The 18,543-nt window shown below is 60.9% G+C and carries 13 protein-coding genes and 4 pseudogenes; 12 read left to right on the top strand and 5 right to left on the bottom strand.

What is annotated here, in order from left to right:
• The first annotated feature begins 44 nt into the window (after positions 1–44).
• From OKW26_RS25505 to OKW26_RS25495, 3 genes and pseudogenes are all read left to right on the top strand, one after another.
• Positions 45–620: a hypothetical protein gene (locus OKW26_RS25505; RefSeq protein ID WP_429355589.1), complete on the top strand. Its 576-nt coding sequence runs from the start codon at positions 45–47 to the stop codon at positions 618–620.
• 164 nt (positions 621–784) lie between these two features.
• Positions 785–1,876 (top strand): annotated as a pseudogene (locus OKW26_RS25500) (ISL3 family transposase); the annotation flags it as partial.
• Between the two features lie 47 nt (positions 1,877–1,923).
• A pseudogene (locus tag OKW26_RS25495) lies at positions 1,924–2,616 on the top strand (fumarylacetoacetate hydrolase family protein); the annotation flags it as partial.
• A 234-nt stretch (positions 2,617–2,850) separates the two neighbouring features.
• On the opposite strand, the pseudogene OKW26_RS25490 reads toward OKW26_RS25495, so the two are convergent.
• A pseudogene (locus tag OKW26_RS25490) lies at positions 2,851–3,378 on the bottom strand (IS5 family transposase); the annotation flags it as partial.
• Positions 3,379–3,716: 338 nt separating this feature from the next.
• Between OKW26_RS25490 and OKW26_RS25485 the strand changes: the two are divergent.
• The 5 genes and pseudogenes from OKW26_RS25485 to OKW26_RS25465 all read left to right on the top strand — a co-directional run bounded on the left by OKW26_RS25485 (position 3,717) and on the right by OKW26_RS25465 (position 8,330).
• On the top strand, positions 3,717–5,972 hold the full coding sequence (locus OKW26_RS25485; protein ID WP_429355588.1) for a phosphocholine-specific phospholipase C: 2,256 nt from the start codon (positions 3,717–3,719) through the stop codon (positions 5,970–5,972).
• A 130-nt stretch (positions 5,973–6,102) separates the two neighbouring features.
• Complete coding sequence (locus OKW26_RS25480) at positions 6,103–6,255, top strand: hypothetical protein (RefSeq protein ID WP_187614535.1); 153 nt, start codon at positions 6,103–6,105, stop codon at positions 6,253–6,255.
• Positions 6,256–6,523: 268 nt separating this feature from the next.
• Positions 6,524–7,630 (top strand): diguanylate cyclase domain-containing protein, encoded by a 1,107-nt coding sequence (locus OKW26_RS25475; RefSeq protein ID WP_429355587.1) that lies wholly within the window; start codon positions 6,524–6,526, stop codon positions 7,628–7,630.
• Positions 7,631–7,707: 77 nt separating this feature from the next.
• Positions 7,708–7,818: pseudogene (locus tag OKW26_RS25470) on the top strand (LysR family transcriptional regulator); the annotation flags it as partial.
• A gap of 161 nt (positions 7,819–7,979) precedes the next feature.
• Positions 7,980–8,330, top strand: a complete 351-nt coding sequence (locus OKW26_RS25465) for an HPF/RaiA family ribosome-associated protein (RefSeq protein WP_184066411.1) — start codon at positions 7,980–7,982, stop codon at positions 8,328–8,330.
• 476 nt (positions 8,331–8,806) lie between these two features.
• On the opposite strand, the gene OKW26_RS25460 is transcribed toward OKW26_RS25465, so the two are convergent.
• Together OKW26_RS25460 and nhaR are read right to left on the bottom strand one after the other, a co-directional pair.
• Entirely contained in the window at positions 8,807–9,115 is a 309-nt protein-coding gene (locus OKW26_RS25460) for a DUF4148 domain-containing protein (RefSeq protein WP_187614534.1), read from the bottom strand.
• 224 nt (positions 9,116–9,339) lie between these two features.
• The gene (gene nhaR / locus OKW26_RS25455; RefSeq protein ID WP_018419936.1) at positions 9,340–10,236 is read right to left on the bottom strand and encodes a transcriptional activator NhaR; all 897 of its coding nucleotides are present in this window, start codon (positions 10,234–10,236) and stop codon (positions 9,340–9,342) included.
• A 147-nt stretch (positions 10,237–10,383) separates the two neighbouring features.
• Here nhaR and OKW26_RS25450 point away from each other — a divergent pair, with 147 nt between their 5' ends.
• Entirely contained in the window at positions 10,384–10,875 is a 492-nt protein-coding gene (locus OKW26_RS25450; RefSeq protein WP_429355586.1) for a CBS domain-containing protein, read from the top strand.
• A gap of 82 nt (positions 10,876–10,957) precedes the next feature.
• Complete coding sequence (locus tag OKW26_RS25445) at positions 10,958–11,932, top strand: Tim44 domain-containing protein (protein WP_429355585.1); 975 nt, start codon at positions 10,958–10,960, stop codon at positions 11,930–11,932.
• Positions 11,933–12,516: 584 nt separating this feature from the next.
• On the opposite strand, the gene OKW26_RS25440 is transcribed toward OKW26_RS25445, so the two are convergent.
• Positions 12,517–13,653, bottom strand: a complete 1,137-nt coding sequence (locus OKW26_RS25440) for an IS110 family transposase (RefSeq protein WP_429355584.1) — start codon at positions 13,651–13,653, stop codon at positions 12,517–12,519.
• Positions 13,654–14,085: 432 nt separating this feature from the next.
• Complete coding sequence (locus tag OKW26_RS25435) at positions 14,086–14,379, bottom strand: hypothetical protein (RefSeq protein WP_429355583.1); 294 nt, start codon at positions 14,377–14,379, stop codon at positions 14,086–14,088.
• Between the two features lie 170 nt (positions 14,380–14,549).
• Here OKW26_RS25435 and OKW26_RS25430 point away from each other — a divergent pair, with 170 nt between their 5' ends.
• Positions 14,550–16,481, top strand: coding sequence for a hypothetical protein (locus OKW26_RS25430; RefSeq protein WP_429355582.1), 1,932 nt, complete (start codon positions 14,550–14,552; stop codon positions 16,479–16,481).
• On the top strand, positions 16,478–18,220 hold the full coding sequence (locus OKW26_RS25425) for a hypothetical protein (RefSeq protein ID WP_429355581.1): 1,743 nt from the start codon (positions 16,478–16,480) through the stop codon (positions 18,218–18,220). Before OKW26_RS25430 ends, OKW26_RS25425 begins: the two co-directional genes overlap by 4 nt.
• Positions 18,221–18,543 lie beyond the last annotated feature (323 nt).

Here is an 18,543-nt window from a genome sequence, read left to right as displayed (position 1 = left end):
ACTGATGCTCAGCAATAACCCATACCAGGTTGGAAAAAGATTAGATGCCATTGAATGACCGATCCGCGTTGCCTGACGATCTGGAGCAGGCGGTGCTCGTGGGGCGCGCGTGGTGCCCCGATATCGGCGCGCCGTGTCCTGTTGCCGTTATCGGGGGCGAACTGGTAGATGTGTCGTCGTTCGCGCTGACGACCAGCACGCTGCTTGAGCAGCCAGGAATCGGCCTTCGGCTGAAGGAGGCCGCTGCGAACCTGCCGAGACTTGCGACACTGGACCTGGTTCTTGCCAATTCCGCCTTCGATCGGCGCGATCCGTCGACTCCTTGGCTCATCGCGCCATGTGACCTTCAGGCGGTCAAGGCGAGCGGTGTGACGTTCGTCGAAAGCCTTCTGGAGCGGGTGATCGAGGAGCGCTCGGGAGGCGACGCGAGCCGGGCCGACGAAGTGCGCGCGCGTGTCATGTCAGTACTGGGCGATCGGCTCGCAAGCGTTCGCCCGGGGTCTGCCGAAGCCGAAGCGGTGCGCCACGTACTTATTCAGGGATCTTCGCGGAAAAGTGTGATGGTTTTTCATGATGAAAACGTCGGAGAGCCAATCTGGGTAAGGGTTCGCGCGTCTTGATGGCCTCGCGAAATCGGGCATGATTTCGCGATGGCTACTTCACGCAAACTCAAGCGTCTTTCTGACGCATACCGGTTCGACGGATTCCGTCCTTGCGAAGCGCTGCGCGGTGTCTTCGGTGATCGCATGGCACGCGTAGTCACGCTGGTTCGGCGCTCAAAAAAACGGCCTGCAAGGGATGTGGTCGACGGTGCTCGATCCACGATCGCACGGTGCGTCGCGTTCGAGATCTGCCGAACGGCGACGTACGGATTTACCTGGAACTCGAAGCTCGTCGGGTCCGCTGTCGATGCGATGGCAGCGTGAAAGGCGAACGACTGAGCTTTCTGGCGGACAACCCTCACTACACGAAGCGCTTCGCGTGGTACGTCGGTCGTCGCTGTCGCGAGAGCACGATCAAGGACGTGGCCGACGAACTGCGATTGCACTGGCACACGGTCAAGGACCTCGAGATGCAGTACATGCGGGCGCAACTGGAGCGGTTCGGCACGCCTGGGCCGAAGGTCATCGGCATCGACGAGATTTCGATTGGCAGGGGACAGACGTACCGCATTGTTGTGAGCGACCTGATACGGGGCCGTGCGATCTGGTTCGGTGGCGAAGATCGAAAGGAGGCCAGCATGCATCAGTTCTATGACTGGCTGGGCGAGAAAAAGGCCCGCGGCATCCGGCTTGTCGTGATGGACATGTGGCGGCCGTTTTACAACGTCGCGCAGGAACGCGTGCCGCATGCGGCCATCCTGTACGACAAATTCCACGTCATAAAGCAGCTCAACGAAGCCCTGGATGAAGTGCGCAAGAGCGAATACGCTCGCCTGCAAGGCGAGCAGCGGCGCTACATCAAAGGCCAGAAGTACGTTCTGCTTAGTCATCGCGAAAACCTGTCGATGGAAGGCAGGAACTCGTTGAAGACGCTTCTCGCAGCGAACCGACGGCTGAATACCGCGTACCTGCTCAAGGAGTCGTTCGGGCAGTTGTGGGACTACGAGCGCGAAGGCTGGGCACGTCGCTTCTTCGAGAACTGGAAATCCAGCCTGAGGTGGCAGCGTTTGAAGCCCTATGAGAAGTTTGCCGCGATGGTCGAGCGTCATTGGGAGGGGATTGCTTCCTATTGCAAGCCAGAAAACAAGGTGCCGCTCGGCTTCGTTGAGGGACTCAATAACAAGATTCGGGTCATCCAACGACGCGCGTACGGATTGCGAGATGAGCAGTATCTGCGCCTGAAGATCCTCACTTGCATGCTGCCTCGAATCTGAAAAATGGAGATTTTTCATCACTCTTTTCCGCGAAGACCCTTATTCAGGAAGGAATGTGGTCGCAGTATCTGGAAGTCGGCATCGGTCCCGATGCGGAAATTTTCACGAAAGCGCAGCCCATGTCCGTTGTCGGTACCGGCAGCGAAATCGGAATTCATGAAAATTCGCAGTGGAATAACCCGGAGCCTGAAATCGTGCTGGCAGTGACCAGCCGGGCGGAAATCGTCGGCGCCGCGCTTGGGAACGACGTCAATCTCCGGGATTTCGAAGGCCGGAGTGCGCTGCTGCTCGGTAAGGCGAAGGACAACAACGCGTCAGCTTCGATTGGCCCGTTCATTCGCCTCTTCGACAGTAGATTCGGTCTCGATGATGTTCGGGCTGCGGAGCTTTCGCTACGCGTAGAAGGAACAGATGGATATGTTCTGACAGGGGCGAGCTCCATGAAACGCATCAGCCGGGACCCGACAGAACTCGTTGCGCAAGCGATGGGCTCTCACCATCAATACCCGGACGGAATGATGCTTTATCTCGGGACGTTGTTTGCACCGACCGCGGATCGTAGCGTGCCAGGGCAAGGATTCACGCATCAGATCGGCGATACGGTGACGATATCGAGCCCGCGATTCGGTGCGCTCATCAACACGGTCAACCATTCGCATCGCATTGCGCCCTGGGAGTTTGGGGTCGGCGCACTGCTCGCCAGCATTCTTCGTGGGCATACCGGGAAAGCGGAGTCGTAGTCGCTCCATTGCCCGTGGGTCCGCTGATATTTCATTGACTATCAGCGGACCGCTTCTCAATACTTGCCTGCCACCTTCAACGGGTGACTTTTCCACAGTCTCTCACCACCACGCCTTTTGAACGCAGCGGCACCGGGCGGTTTGAAGCCTGCCCCTGCAGGCCGACTTCGGAAGACCTACTTCCATCTTCGGTACAGCATCCCAAGCTTGCGCTCAGGTTCGTGACACACACGATTGCTTGCCCTTGCGGGTCTGATGCATCTCGGGGTCGCGCGCCTTCTGCTCATTCTTCGTCGAGCTCGGCGCGCCGATGATCGTCGCGTCCACGATGGTGCCGCTTTTGAGCTTCATGCCGCTGGCCTGCAGCACCCGGCTGACTTCGGCAAACAATTGCTCGCCCAGTTTGAGCGTCTCCAGCAGGCGCCGGAATTTGAGCAGCGTCGTCGCATCGGGCACAGCTTCGCAACCCAGATCAATGCCGGCAAAGCGACGCAGGCTGGCGCTGTCGTAGAGTGCCTATTCGCAAGCGAAGTCGGCCAGATTGAACCAGTGCTGCACGAAGTGGATCCGCAGCATGCGCTCCAGACCAATTGGCGGGCGGCCATTGCCGCGCTTCGGATAATGCGGCTCGATCACCGCGCACAACTGCGGCCATGGCACGATCGCATTCATCGTGTCGAGAAACTCGTCGCGCGTGCGTTTGCGGTGCGTCTCGAAACCCGCACCTTGATCGGCTGCCATCGCCAGCGTCTGCTGCTTCATCCTGTTCTGCCTGCCTCTTTAAACATCTTCAGTCGCGCCACCTGATCACACAGCGGTCACATTGCCTTCCTACACTCGCGTCAGCATTACGTTTTTCTTTCTAAAATAAAACATAAAGCTTTCTTAAATTAGACAATGTTGACGCCATGTCCATCCAAAGACTCATAAGAACGCTTGCCGCTTCCCTGATCGCGGCCGCCATGCTCGCCTCGTGCGGCGGTACCGATTCGTCCACAAACACGTCCACAAGCACGCCCACCAAGTCGGACTCCGAACAACCCAGCCCGGTCAAGCGCTGCGCGCCTTGAGCTACGACCGAGCCTGCAGAAGAACACTCAATGATTTCACGCCGCAAATTTCTGAAAGCCGCTAGTGGCGCCGGCTTTGCCGCTGCCACGCTGGCCAGCTTCCCGCTTAGCATCCGCCGCGCGCTGGCAATTCCCGCCAACAACGCCACCGGCACCATCAAGGACGTCGAGCATGTGATTATCCTGATGCAGGAGAATCGCTCGTTTGACCATTATTTCGGCACGCTCAAGGGCGTACGCGGCTTCGGTGACCGCTTCACCATTCCGCTGGCCAACGGCCGCAAGGTCTGGCAGCAGCAGCGCGGCAACGGCGCTGTACTCACCCCGTATCACCTTGACGGCAGCGCCAACAACGCACAGCGCGCATCGGGCGCCAATCACACGTGGGTGGACAGCCAGAACGCGTGGGACAGCGGCCGTATGTCGAATTGGCCCACCTACAAGACAGATGTCTCGATGGGCTACTTCAAGGAAAAGGAAATCCCGTTTCAGTTCGCGCTGGCCAATGCCTTCACGCTGTGCGATGCGTATCACTGTTCGATGCATACGGGTACCGATGCCAACCGCTCCTTCCACATCACGGGCACGAACGGTCCCACTGCCGCTGGCGTGGCTTTCGTCAACAATGAGTGGGACTACATCGACGGCCTGGCGGCTTCGGTCGATACAGGCTACACCTGGAAGACTTATGCAGAGCGCCTCGAAGATGCGGGCGTGAGCTGGATCTCGTACCAGAACATGCCGGACGAATGGGGTGACAACATGCTGGGCGCCTTCCAGCAATTTCGCCGCGCCAATCTGGCCTCGGGCTTCCCCGTGGCCAGTGGCGGAGCGCCGGGCAATCCCTATGCCGATACCGGGCAGCCCTTGCCCTATCACGCCTACGATGCAGCCGCGGACAACGCAGCCAACCCGCTGTACAAGGGCATCGCGAACACGCTGCCGGGCACCACGCCGGAAAGCTACCTCGATGCGTTCAAGCGCGACATCCGCGAAGGCAGGCTACCGCAGGTCAGCTGGATCAATGCGCCATCGATCTATTGCGAACACCCCGGGCCATCCAGTCCGGTTCAGGGCGCGTGGTTCCTTCAAGAGGTACTCGATGCGCCGACAGCTGTGCCCGAAGTGTGGAGCAAAACCGTGCTGTTGATCAATTTCGACGAAAACGACGGTTACTTCGACCACATGCCCTCGCCGTCGGCGCCGTCACGAAATCCCGATCAGACGTTGGCAGGCAAAACCACACTGTCCGATGATGACATGCGGTTCGAGTACCACGCCTATCCGGCGCCGCAGGGCAGCAAGGACCAGCCCGCGCAGGACGGTCGCGTCTACGGGCCCGGCCCGCGCGTGCCGCTGTACGTGATCTCGCCATGGAGTCGCGGGGGCTGGGTCAATTCGCAGGTCTTCGACCATACGTCGGTGCTGCGCTTCCTGGAAGAGCGCTTTGGTGTGAAGGAGACCAATATCAGCCCGTACCGCCGCGCCGTGTGCGGAGACCTGACTAGCGCCTTCAACTTCAAAACTCCCAACAATGAGTTGTTACCCACGCTGAACGGGCGCAGCACCCGGGCCGAGGCCGACCAGTTGCGCAACTCGCAACAGGCCCTGCCAGCCGTGCCGCTGCCGGTGGACATGCAGTTGCCGATCCAGGCAAGCGGCACGCGACCCTCTCGCGCGCTACCTTATGAGTTGCACACAAGCGCGCGCTGCGCGGCCAACGGCACTGTCGAATTACTGTTTTCCAATACCGGTACCCAGGCCGCGGTGTTCCATGTGTATGACCGCTACAAGCTGAATCGCGTGCCGCGTCGCTACGTGGTCGAGGACGGTAAGACGCTGGCCGACAGTTGGAACGCGCAGCAGGACAACCTCGGCATGTATGATCTTTGGGTGCTAGGCCCGAACGGTTATCACCGGCATTTCAAAGGCGACCTGAGCCGCCTTGCCGACAGCGGGGTCACGCCGGAAATCCGCGTCTGCTACGACATCGCCAACGGCGACGTTTATGCCGACCTGATGAATACCGGCAAGAGTGCCTGCAACTTCACGATTACGCCGATGGCCTACCGCACCGATGGCCCATGGCAGGTTCAACTGGCAGGCACAGGCATGGACTCGCTTCACTGGTTTCTGGCGTCCAGTGGCCAGTGGTACGACTTTGCTGTGACCTGCGATAGCGATAAGGCGTTCTACCGTCGCTTTGCAGGACGGGTGGAGACCGGCAAGCACTCGGTTAGCGATCCGGCCATGGGCATGAGCGGGACCATGCCTGGTAAGCACTGAGACACTCGATTGGCCTTGATGGAGGGGCAACAAAACCGGCGCTTTCGTGCTGAAGGGTGCCGGTTCCCCACGCGTCTTCAAGACTCGTTCGATGACTTCCAAAGTCTGGCCACCTATGCATGAGCACGACATGCAGACCGACTCTACACACTTGATCGCCGAACGAATCCACAGAGAGGAGTGTTACACGCACGACGACGAATTGTTGCATACCGCGGCTATCGTCTGCCTGTTCGCGTCCTTTGTGCTGCTTCTGATGGCCTGCTGCCTTCTGCTCGATTGACTCAGCAGCATAGCGGATCCAGCCTCCCTCCGACGCAGGATTCTCCCAATCCATCGCATCAAGTTCGCTGCGGCGACAAAGCTCCATGGCGGCAGGCGCGTGAACCTCCAGCAGGGGTCGCTTCAGGAAGCGGAAAATAAAGCACGCTTAGCTTCTCAACCCCAAGGACTTGGGTACCCGTTCGCTCAAACGGACGTTCGAACGGCGGCTTTCAGGAAGCGGACGGAGAGAGCGGCAAGAAGCATTGGTCGCCGGCAAAAGCGATAGAATGCCCGCTGCAAAAGACAATATTGACGGGGTACACGGCATGGAGCGGCCGGGCGCGCAGCGTTGGCATGAGCAAACGTTTCTAGGTGTCTTTCGCGGACAACCTGAGAAGGAGCAGGCGCTCCTCCGGATATGCCTGGGCACGGTCGTGTTGATCGGCTATATCGCCGTCGCCGCGCTCCAACGCACGGCCGCCGCGTATGACACTCTGGGTGTGGTTTTCGCATACGTGGTATTCGGCGTGGTGACATACATAGCCGCGGCCGCCGCGACAGTTCGGCCGCGCCTTCGATTGACGGTCACCACCATTGCAGACCAGGCGCTTGTCATGACTGCCTTGGCGCTCGGCGGGCGCGTGGCGCTGCCCTTGCTCTGGGTCGTGTTCTGGTTCCTTGTGGGTGCCGGTTGCCGCCACGGCAAGCGGCCGTTGCTACTTTCATGTGCAGTTGCGCTTGCAGGCGTCGTGATTTTGATGCGCGTCGAGCCGTGGTGGAGAGAAAACCTCGCGGTGGGATTGGGCATCATGCTCAGCATCGCGGCGACTTCCGTGTACTTGATGGCCCTCGTGCATCGGCTCGAACGGCAGGCTGCGACGGACCCTCTGACAGGACTCAGCAACCGCATTCGCCTCGAGCAGGCGATCGCTAAAGCGACTGCGGCGCGAGACGACGATAAAGGACAGTCTGTCTTGATGTTCATCGATCTCGACGGCTTCAAGTACGTCAATGACGCTTATGGGCATGCGGTGGGTGATGAACTGTTGCAGTGCTTCGCCAACGGTCTGCAGACACGCATTCGCCGCGGCGATACGGTTGCCCGCCTGGGAGGCGACGAGTTCGCGGTGCTCGCCCGCCACGTGCATGGCGACGCCGGCGCGCGCGCGATTGCCGACGGTATTCACGACATCCTTCATGGGCTTCGAGAGATCGGCGGTCATCCCGTCGCCGTATCGGCCAGCATTGGCGTGCGCATGCTCGGTGCCAATAGCGCGGACGAACGTCTTGATGTACACGCCCTGATGCGCCAGGCCGATAGCGCGATGTATCGCGCCAAAGCGAACGGGACGGACAAAACCTCATTCTTCGATGAGACGGGTGCCGGCGCGTAAGCGGACAGGGTTCCCGGCGGTGCCCTGCTCGTGTTGGCGAGCGCATTTGATGCAGGTGCAGGGCCGCGGACGCGGCCGGGCGCGCGTTGCACGACGAAGTGCGCGAAGCGGCCAGCGGGACCGTCGCGCGCTTCGCGGTCGGCTTGACGGATGGCATTTCGAAGCTGGCCGTCCATGCCATTCTTGCTCCTTTGACGCAAAAGGTGTTGAGTGCGGCGCATGCGTGAGCGCGTTCGTGATCACGAAAAAGAAGGTTCGGTTTTTCCGAAGCTGCATTTCCGTTATTTCTGCTTTTTCCTCGACGCCTTCTCACCGTACTCTTGAGCCGTACCCACGAAGGAGGTGTCTCATGCAAGTCCTGTTCAAGTCCCGCGACCGTGAAGCCGTCCGTCTGCGCAGCTTCGCGCGCCAACGCATCCGGTTCGTGTTTCGCCGCATGGACTGGCTGATTTCGAAGGCGACCGTCAGCATGTCGGACATCAACGGCCCGCGCGGCGGACTCGACAAACGCTGCCAGGTGCAGGTGCAGACGCCCGATGCGACGCCTGTCGTCGTGACGTCGATCGCAAGAGACTGGCGCGGCGCACTCGATCTCGCGCTGGCCCGCGCGGCGCGTTCGATCATCCGCAGGCAGCAGGCGCGCATTGCGACTCGGGGTCCCCGTGATTTCGATGCCGTTTACCGGGGTAGCGGCCTCTAGGCGCGACAAGGCCTAGCGGACTGCCCCTAAAACAATGCCGCTCGATTGGTTCTGGAAGGCTCGGATAGCAACGCACCGCTGGGCGCTACCTATCACCGGAGCTTGGCGGCCGCCGGGTAATTCGCTTCCTGGCATTGCCATATCGGGCCCCTCAGTCGGTTGCAACCGGCGAACGCGGCGACGAATTGCCGGGACGTCGCCGCGATAAAGGCGAGATCGATTGTGCGACTGCAGTCAATCTCCGCGAAACAGCGTACTGCCGGCTTTCCACCAACATCCGTTGGTAAAGTAGTGAACGAACGACCGCAGTACTTCAGAAAGAGACGGTGGCAAGAGCTGTTGTCGAATGACATAAAGGGTCGATGGGCGACCTTTGCACGGTTCCATTTCTCGGCTCGCAAGGCGCGATCGGCCCAATGGAACTATCGCATTGCGATCATCGTCAGCGCAGCCGTATCGCGGACGACGCCGGCGCCTTAGTCGGGTTCCGCCTGCTGGCATTCCGCCTGATACCAACGATCGACCTGACGCTGCGCCGCCTGCAGATCCTCCGGGTAGTGTGGATCGAACCATGGTGATGGGTCGTAGCCCGCTTTCCTCAGGGCCGCCAGTTCGCTCCGGCTTCGCTCAGGGGTGGGAGGGGCGTTGTTCCTGAGCGCGGCCAGGTCGCGGCATTGCGCAGCGCTTAATGGCGGCAAGCTTTGCGATATGCCGCCCGCCGCGCAGCCAGCGAGCGAAAGAATCAACGCAGGAAGCGCCGGCCAGATCCGCGGCGAGTTCTTCATGGCCCAATTTCCTCCAATGAAGCGTTGAAGTTTGATCGAGACTGAGCATTGTCCTTCGAATCAATCCCACCGTTTTGCTGGAGCCTATTCATTTATCGCCGTTGCTCAATTCGTGGTGCTTATGCGAGTGCGTGGCCATCCGGCCGGGTGCGGCCATCGTCAGCCACCGGCACGCGCTCTCACGAGGACATTCGAACGTCGCGTTCACATCGGAAACGGCCCCGCTAAACGTTGAACAGTTCGCTACGCGCCGCGTCCATGATCATCGCGACAGCCGGGTGGCTGATGTGGCGCTCGATAGAGATTGCGAAAAATTCCTCGACGATCGAATTGATCTGCCCGACTATCGTCAGGTTGTGCTCTGTCTGCAGCTGGCTTTCGAGCACGGTTGGCGCGAACAGCAGGCCGCGGCCTTCGCGGCCGAATGCCATGGTCATCGCTCCGTCGTCGAACTCGCCGACGATGCGCGGCGAAATGGCGTGCGAGGCGAGCCAGTGATCCAGCTTGCGCCGCACGGCGGATTCCGTGCCGGGCAGTAGCACAGGCAGCTTGTCGAGCGACATCGGGAAGCGTTTTTTGCTGCCTTGAATCAGCGCCTGGGTTCCGAAGCAGCTTAGCGTCGAACGTCCGAGGCGGTGATTGAATGCCTTGATGTTGACGTCGACGGGAATGGGGGCGTCCGCGATGATCAGATCGAGGCGGTGCACGGCCAGTTGCGCGAGCAGCGCGTGCAGTTTGCCTTCGTGACAGATCATGCGCAGCGACGCCGAGGCGCTCAGCGCGGGTTCCAGCAGCCGGTACGCAATCGCCTTGGGGACCGAATCCGCGATCCCGACGCGAAACCGCGTTTGCGCACCGGATTCGCTTTCGCGCCGCACAGCGCTTTCGAGTTCCGAACCTAACGAAAATATCTCGTCGGCGTAGTCGAGCGCGAGGCGCCCCGCATCGGTCAGTTCGAGCGTGCGGCCGGTTTTCCTGAACAGCTTCTTATCCAGCGCCTCTTCGAGAAGCTTGATCTGGCCACTGAGCGTTTGCGGCGTGATGTGCAACTGCTCGCCCGCGCGCACGATGCCGCCCGCGCGAGCCGCGACCCAAAAGTAATAGAGATGCTTGAAATTCACGAACCCTCCACCGATTACGGAAAGATACGTTTTTCTCGAAGTATCAACAATAAAAATACGAATTTTATGTTGGCATGAGCTCAGTTAGATTAAAACCTCGCCCCGAAGCGTCGGCGGGCGTTTCATGACAGCTGACAGAGGTGACATATGGCATCGGTTGCAGAATTGCTGCGTGCGAAAGCTTCCCGGACAGTGTGGTCGATCGAGGCATCCGCTTCGGTTTGCAACGCGATATCGATCATGGCTCACCGGGAGGTTGGAGCGCTCATCGCCACGCACGACGGGCGCATAGCCGGCATCGTGACGGAGCGCGATTACGCCCGGAAGATCGTTCTGATGGAACGCTCGTCAACGAATACGCCTGTGCGCGACATCATGTCGACGGCGGTGCGTTATGTCAGTCCGGAGCAGACGACGGATGAGTGCATGGCGATCATGACAGAACATCGGATTCGCCATCTGCCTGTGATCAGGGCAGGGCAGGTGACAGGAATGGTGTCGATCGGCGACCTGATCAAGAACCTGATTTCCGAGCAGGAACACACCATCCGGCAACTGGAGCACTACATCCACGGCAACGGTTTTCACGCCGCTTTTGATGGATCGAAGGCACAACTAGCGGCGAGCTTGCGTAGCTAAAAATATTACTGTTCGTAATGTATTTGCGCGCGCAAATGGAGCGCGTTGCGGGCAGTTTCGCGACTCATCGAAAGAGGTTTTTATGTACACGCAAATCATCAACAAATTACGACGTGCTGCCGGTGCAGTCACGCGCGGGACAGCCGCGCTCGGTCTGGCGGGACTGCTGGCGCTGGGCGCCGTGGCGTCGAACGACGCCGAGGCGAAGCGCGTAGGCGGGAGTCAAAGCATCGGGCGGCAGTCGCAGACGGCGTCGCCGTCTGGACAAGCGCAGCGAAGCCAACAGGCACAACAGGCACAGCCGGCACAACAGGCCGCGCAGGCGCCTGCTGCGGCAGCGGGTAACCGCTGGATGGGCCCGCTGGCAGGTCTCGCTGCGGGCCTTGGGATTGCAGCATTACTGTCGTCGTTTGGCCTGGGCGAAGGGCTGGCGCAGATGCTGTCGAATGCGTTGCTGATCGGGGCGGTGATTTTCGCCGGCGTGATGCTGTTCCGCTTTATCGCCAACCGGCGTCGTCCGGATCTTGCCTATGGACACGGTCCCGTGAACCGCCAGCAAACGAACGGCTCACGGTTTCTGAATCAGATCCCGCAAGCGCGGCCTGAAGCGAACTTGCGGGGCTGGCCGAACGCGGCGATGGGTTCGACGGGAGCAGCGGACACGGAGAGGACAACGGGACTACCACTCGAGCAAGATCAGGCGGCGTTTCTTGTATCGGCAAAGACCTTGTTCATGCGCCTTCAAGGCGCATGGGACCGGAACGAGCAGGGTGACCTGTTCGAATTGACGACGCCGGAGATGTTCGCGCAAATCAAGCGGGACCTCGAAGCTCGGGGTCGCCAGGTGAGTCATACGGAAGTCACGCAACTTGACGCGGAAGTGCTTGGCACAGAACGCAATGCGGATGAAACGCTGGTTAGCGTTCGCTTTTACGGTCAAATGCGGGAAGACGATGCGCCGACTGCCCAGCCGTTCCAGGAAGTCTGGAACATGGTCAGCGACGCACGTGGCAACCAGGCGTGGCGACTGGCCGGCATTCAGCAAATTGACGGATGAGAGTGTAGTTGAAACCGGCAGCGGCCTGCTGCCGGTTATTCGTGAGGGTGGTGCGCGCCGCGGAACTACCTGAGACCAACCTTTCGCCAGCGACCGTGCGCGAGAAAGTCGAGCGCCACTTGCGGAGTGGCAAACGCTGGGCGCATCAGGCGATAGTCGGCCATCTACGGCCGTTCGAGCCTCGCACTCCGACGGACATTCGAACGTCGGCTTCTATGGGGACTTGTATGTCAAGCCGTTTTTGATCACGTGAAGGGCTTGGATTTCATGGTGGCTCCTGTAGGTTGTTGAGCGCGTGATGCCTTGGCGCGACATGGCTGTGCCATCCTGGTCCGGGGTCGGGGTGTGATGAGCGTTCGAGCCAGTGCCCGAACGAACTTCTATCCGTGCAGGGCGCCAACACCCTGCACCTCATGCAGCATGCGCGCAAGGCGCGCTGGCAAACCCCGGTTATGGGCGCGCCCCATCTCTGCGAGACGGTCACGGGGTGCCGTGACCCGCCGACGTTCCGGGCGCGTCGACCCTGGATCATGATGACGTGTTGCGTGCGAAGGCGTTGCGTGGTACCCGTGCTGCCCGGAATTTCAGGCAGCTGCCGGCTTGAGCGAGGCTCCGGCCGGAATCTCGCCGTGCTCGAGGTAGTGCCACAGCGCGATAGCCAGGCGCCGCGCCAACGCCACGATGCCCACGCGCCGCATGCGCTTGCCGCCGCCGGCAAAGCGCCGGTTGAACCACTGGGTCAGGAGGCTGTCGGGCTGCAGCTGCAGCCAGCGCCAGGCGAGTTCGACCAGCATCGTGCGCGCTCGCTTGTTGCCCGCCTTGCTGATGCCTTGCTCGATCTGACTGCCGCCACTGTCGTAGGGTGTCGGCGTGAGCCCCAGGCTGCCGGCCAGCTCGCGCCGGTTGGCGAAACGTCGCCAGCCAAACACTTCCTTGACCAGCACCCAGGCGCCCTTGGGGCCGATCGCGCGCAGCCGTGCCAGTTGCGCCACCAGCGGATGCTTGCCCTCGGCCAGTTCCTGGCGCCGCGCCGCTTCCAGCACCTTGAGCTGCTGCCTGACCAGCGCCAGCCGCGCGCTCTCGCGCTCGATCTCGCCGCGCAACACCGGCGGCACCTGCTCGCGATGGCGCTCCCACCACGCCGCCCAGTCGCGCCCGCCGACGATGACCGGCACACGCAGGTTGTGCAGCACCAGCAGGGAGCGGATGCGGTTCGTGTGGGCGGTACGCTCCTGGCTCAGCCGGGCCAGTTCACGGTGCGTGCGGCGCGCGTCTTCCTGCTCGGGCGTGGGCTCGTGCACCACCGACCAGATGCGCTCGCCAGCGTGGTGGCGCCTGAGCATCACCAGCAGCTTATCGCCGTCGAGCCGGTCGGTCTTGGCCCGTCTGGCGCGTCGGTTCACTTCGATGCTCGCCGGGTCGACCACGAGGTTGTCAATGCCTTGCCCGCTCAACCAGCGATGCAGCCACCAGCCATCGCGGCCGGCCTCATAGCACGAATGCACCGGGGCCTGCGGTTCGAGCTGGCAGCGCTCCTTGGCGCGGCGCACGCAGTCGAGCACCGCAGCCGTGTCGCCGGCGTGCACGCTGAAACGGCTCGGGCCGCGCCGGCCATCGCTGGCCGTCAACTTCCACGACTTGCCGCCGAGTTCGAAGCTCATGTAGAGCTGGACTTGGATCGCCGTATCATTGCCTTGTGGGACTGTCTGGGTCGCCGACATTTCCGTCTCCTTTGCACAGGGTTGGAAATTCCGTTTTAGCTAAACGGGTCTGGCTTGGGTAGTCCCACATAGCATCTCCACACCGGATAGCGGCCACGCAGGTAAGACTCGATCCGGCAGATCATCTTGAGGTTTGTTCCATCGGCCTATTCCGTCGTTCAGCGCTAGCACGCCGCGTGACGGATAAGCCACAGCGAGACGGACGGTCTAAGAATCGGGCGATCGTTATCGACGTGTCGGATGCGGTGACCGCGAACATACGCGACCGTCGGTCACCCGCGTTGAGCGCACAAGATGCTCGCTTATCGCTCAAGCCATACGCAACGCGCGAGCTCGCGGGCAAACTGACGCACTCACCATATAGAGCTTTGCCTTGGACGATAGAGGGCATTGACTCGGGACATGCCCTCGAATCATGCTGTGAGGAACCGCTTAGACATCCGTGATGTCATCGTTACCCGCTTTTAGGCCTTTCGCCTTCGCTTGTTTCTGTGCGTCGGGCACGATCAACACATTTACATTGACCGTTTGCTGCGGTGCCACGAGCAACAAGCCCGCTCCATGACCTGTTTTGGCATTTTTGACATGCGCGGTTCCCACCCACCCTTCCTGTTGCGACAGGTGATCCATGTAGTCCTTAACCTTTGCAGTGATGCGCTGCGCGGGCTTCGTTGGATTATCTTGGTTGTAAAGTACCAGGACTTCTTCGGCATCGATCATCACCATCGGATCGCCCCTCCTCGAATTGCCCGGACTCGGGAATTTACGCCGCCGCGTCGCCATTCACATTCTCCTGTTTATAATGTTTGCAGTGTGCCACATCAATTTGATGCGGTGTGTGTTTCCAACAAGCGTCGTCTGCGCGTGGCGGGGAAGCATGGCATCACGTCGCTGCGATGGAAGAAGAACCTGACTTACCCCTGATCGTAGAGGTGACGATGACGAGGCCATTCGATCTCGATCGGATGCCGGGGTTGAGTGGCCGCTCGGCCTCTGGCGGACTGGTGACGCGACATGCGCAATTCGGACGGGGTGCTGATGCAACCGACGGACGTTTTCGATGTGTTTCCGAGATGAGTAACGTGTGCGTTCCGGACCGAGGTGAGATACTGGCGAAGGCGGCTGATGGAACGCTCGTCGACGCCTTGTTCGACGACTACGGCCGCGTCTGGCTGGACGAGGACAGCGCTACGATCGAACTGCTCACAGAGATGCACAACACGGGCGAGATCGATCTGCTCGCGGTCATTACCCCAGAGGCGGTCGAGCGTCATCGGGGAATGCACTTCTTCGATGGGCAGCACCTCTACGAACGGCTAATCCCAAGGATTTCAGGATCGGTCAGGGAGATGCTTCGCGTCGTCGAGGTCCTTCGAGTCGGCGGCGGCGACGACATGGCGGCCGGTCTCCATATCGACAAGTTCGCCGTGTGGTGCGGAGCCGAGTCGACGCGACCCGTGGACCTGCTCGCGTTAATCGACGAAGGCGTGCCGAACGCAGACAGCTACCTTGTCATCGCCATCAAGACCGGCGTCGACGTCGACCGTGCACTGTTTACCAGGCGCGCCTATGCGTTTCTGGAGAGCGGCACCGAGCGGCAGCGGTTGAGCGCGCTCAGTGCGTTGGGCCAGATCGAGATGTCGGACGCCGCCGAGTGGGACCGTCTACTCGTCGCACTCGCGGCGGCACAGGATGCCAACGACGACGACGCGTTCCGTGGCCAACTACTTTCTGCGGCGGCGAACAGGGTCAAGGACGCGCCAGCCGAGCGCGTTGCGGAGCTCAAGCGGATCGCCGCCACGGCGGTCGCCGGAGGAGGGGGCCAGACGCTGCACGTTGCGGCCAGAATCCTTGCCTTCGAAGCTGAGCCCTTGAGCGAGGATCTGCGTGAGAAGCTCCTGCACGCGCTTCGCGGGGTTGCCGGCGAGAACAACCTGACCATCGACCTCCTCGACATTGCGCTCTCGAAGCTTGTCAAGGCGGGAGAGGTTGACGCGGTTCGCGGATTCGTCGAGGACCTGCTCACCCGCCCCGATGACGCCATCAAACTGAAGCGCCTGGATTCGATGGTGCGTATGGTCGTCGAAGATGCAGACCACGCTCTTGCGGATTGGGTGGTGGCATGGCTGCGCAACGGCGACTACCGGCTGTGCAGTGCAATGGACAGGGCCATGTTTGGCGCTGGCCGGGACGAGCGGGCGTTTTCGGTCGACTTCTCTCGCTACGGATTGAGCGATGCGGAGTATCCGTATCTGGCACGCAAGGCGGTAGCGGCCTTTTTCCTGAAGCCGCTTCTCACGGCATCGCTGCTGACCTCGCTGCTTCGGACAGCGCCGGCGGCAACGGCCGCCAAGGTCGAAGAGGTGCTGATCGATCCCGTGCTGCGTAACTACGCGGGCGTAGCGAGGGACTATCTCGTGCCGGTCGCCGATGATGCGAAGGATCCAGCCGCGCCGGCGGCGCGGCGTGCGCTTGACGCGCAGGATGCGTACCTCGAGGGCCTGAAGGCGCCCGGACGGGTGCCCGAGCTGCACCCGTCCGAACACGAGCGACAGCTCGAGTGGGAGCGGCGCACCGACAGTATGTCCGACGCGATGAGGAAGGCGCGGAAGAATTCCATCGTCGCACAGATCGCGACGGAATCGATCATGCTGTACGGAAATCGCGCGGTGAGCTGGGTCGACCTACCGGGCGAGAAGCCTCGCCGGATCGAGACCGAGCTCGGCAGCGTGGGGGCGTCGTTCGAGATGCCCCGGGTCGACATCGTCGATCCCATCGGACTCCAGCTAATGCTCCTTACGTTTCGGTCGGAGGAGCCGCCGCGATGAAGCTGGTCTTCAGACAGTATCTGGCCTCACTGAAGGAGCGGAAGGAGCTCGACGCCGTCCTGCCAGACCTCTTAAGCGAGCTCGGGTATACCGTGATCTCCCGGCCAACGGTCGGAACCCGGCAGTATGGAGTCGACGTAGCGGCCGTCGGCAAAGACAGCGACGGCAGTCGCAAGCTGTTCCTGTTCTCGATCAAACAGGGAGATCTGACCCGCGCTGACTGGGATGGCAATCCTCAGGCGCTGCGCAGCTCGATCAACGACATCCTCGACGTCTACATTCCGACACGCGTTCCCGAAGCGTACGCGAAGCTAGAGATCGTGATCTGCCTTTGCTTCGGAGGCGAGATTCAGGAGGCCGTCCGCGACAACGTCACGCAGTTCACCAAGCGGCATACAAGGGACGGCATATCGTTCGGGGAGTGGAACGGCGACTACATGGCCGCCCTGCTCGTTGACGGAGTTCTTCGCGAGCAGCTGGTCGACAAGGCCCTGCGCAACAGCTTCCAGAAGGCCGTCGCCATGGTCGACGAGCCACAGGTGGCGTTCAAGCATTTCCGCGAGCTCGTGCGAGGGCTTTGCGACGTCTCGGACACGACTCCGAGGCAGCGGGCGACGATTGTGCGGCAGATCTATATCTGCCTGTGGGTCCAGTTCGTCTGGGCCCGCGACGCCGAGAACGTCGAAGGTCCGTACAGGGCCAGCCAGCTGTCCATCCTGCTGGCGTGGAACCTCATCCGCGACGACGTCGGGAAGTCGACCAAGGCAGCCGAGGAGGTCGGCATGGCCTTCGCGGAGCTGGTCAAGCTTCACTTTCTGATTGGGGACGAGCTGTTAGGACGCAAGATCCTCCCGTTCGTCGACAAGGAGCATGCGATCTCGATGGCGGTCGAATCCGCATCGCCGGTCGACGTCAACCTCAAGCTCTTCGAATTGCTCGGCCGCATCGCAATGCGGGGGCTGTGGCATCTTTGGTTCGCGGCGGGATTTGATCCGCTGCCGACGTCTCGGGACGACTGGAACTGCCCGGAAGCCAGCGAACTCGCGCAGAAGATCGTCCAACTCATTAGAAACAACCCGATCCTTCTCACGCCGGTAGCGGATGAGCAGTCGATCGAGATCGGACTGGTGCTCGTATTCCTTACGATGCTAGGCGATTGGAGCAAGGCAGCAGCCAACTACGCGGGTAACATCATTCAGCGGACGACGTTCGCATTCAGGTCGAACAACCGGTATCCCACCATCTACGCCGACTACCGGGCGCTGCTCGTCCATCCTCGCGAGAACACGGACGAGTATCGTGAAGCGCAGACGAAGGGCAGCACTCTGTACCCTCTGTTGTCGCTCTGGGCCTCCTCGTTCGGCGAGGATGAAAGTGCCCAATACATCGCCAGTTTCGCAGAAAAACATCTCGCTCACTGCAATATGCAGTTCTGGCTGGCTGCCGATGACAGTGAGGATCATGTTTACGCCGGTGGCGACAATCACGGGACCTCGCTAGGCAATATCCCGATCACCGCCGACGGCGGAAGCGCGCTGAGAATTCTGGGGGACGAGTGCGCGGGGACTACATCCTTCGACAAGCTGTCTGCCATCAGACTGGGGCATTGGCCGATCCTTGCCATGGCGTGCCAGCATCACCGCCTTCCGCTACCGCCCAACCTATGGTTGGAACTCCTGAGAGAGAAGCGCGCGAAGACCCACAACGGCGACGGTAAAGCCGAAATTGGTGGCAGCTAGTGGTAGCACGTTAGGTAAGGGCGTGGAATGCGAGCGCCATCGACGTACGGTCATCGTCAACGACTGCACGGGATTCGGCAAGCACTGGCAGTCGCGAGGTGGAAATCGTGGCGGGTAAATGCCGTGTGCGCCTGCTCTCGGTATCATTCGCATGTCAAACATCCGCGAAATTAAGCTCATGCCTCAAACCATCCGACCGTCGAATTGATCGTCTGAACCGCCACGGAAATCGTGGAGGCTGGGAGGTTTAGGTTGATACAGGCCGTTAGGTGGGAACGACAACCACGGACAGCAACAGGTCGAGAAGGTGCAGTCGACCTAGC

The sequence above is a fragment of the Paraburkholderia sp. 32 genome (assembly GCF_050435345.1).
Lineage (GTDB): Bacteria > Pseudomonadota > Gammaproteobacteria > Burkholderiales > Burkholderiaceae > Paraburkholderia > Paraburkholderia tuberum.
The sequence above is the reverse complement of the archived record's forward strand: the minus strand, read 5'-3'. Positions and strand labels throughout refer to the sequence as shown.

Coding starts and splice junctions, on each gene's coding strand:
- OKW26_RS25485 (WP_429355588.1), top strand. CDS start 3,717: ATGATTTCACGCCGCAAATTTCTGAAAGCCGCTAGTGGCGCCGGCTTT.
- OKW26_RS25460 (WP_187614534.1), bottom strand. CDS start 9,115: ATGAAGAACTCGCCGCGGATCTGGCCGGCGCTTCCTGCGTTGATTCTT.
- OKW26_RS25450 (WP_429355586.1), top strand. CDS start 10,384: ATGGCATCGGTTGCAGAATTGCTGCGTGCGAAAGCTTCCCGGACAGTG.
- OKW26_RS25435 (WP_429355583.1), bottom strand. CDS start 14,379: ATGGTGATGATCGATGCCGAAGAAGTCCTGGTACTTTACAACCAAGAT.
- OKW26_RS25445 (WP_429355585.1), top strand. CDS start 10,958: ATGTACACGCAAATCATCAACAAATTACGACGTGCTGCCGGTGCAGTC.
- OKW26_RS25475 (WP_429355587.1), top strand. CDS start 6,524: ATGCCCGCTGCAAAAGACAATATTGACGGGGTACACGGCATGGAGCGG.
- OKW26_RS25505 (WP_429355589.1), top strand. CDS start 45: ATGCCATTGAATGACCGATCCGCGTTGCCTGACGATCTGGAGCAGGCG.
- OKW26_RS25440 (WP_429355584.1), bottom strand. CDS start 13,653: ATGTCGGCGACCCAGACAGTCCCACAAGGCAATGATACGGCGATCCAA.
- OKW26_RS25465 (WP_184066411.1), top strand. CDS start 7,980: ATGCAAGTCCTGTTCAAGTCCCGCGACCGTGAAGCCGTCCGTCTGCGC.
- OKW26_RS25425 (WP_429355581.1), top strand. CDS start 16,478: ATGAAGCTGGTCTTCAGACAGTATCTGGCCTCACTGAAGGAGCGGAAG.
- OKW26_RS25480 (WP_187614535.1), top strand. CDS start 6,103: ATGCAGACCGACTCTACACACTTGATCGCCGAACGAATCCACAGAGAG.
- OKW26_RS25430 (WP_429355582.1), top strand. CDS start 14,550: ATGGAAGAAGAACCTGACTTACCCCTGATCGTAGAGGTGACGATGACG.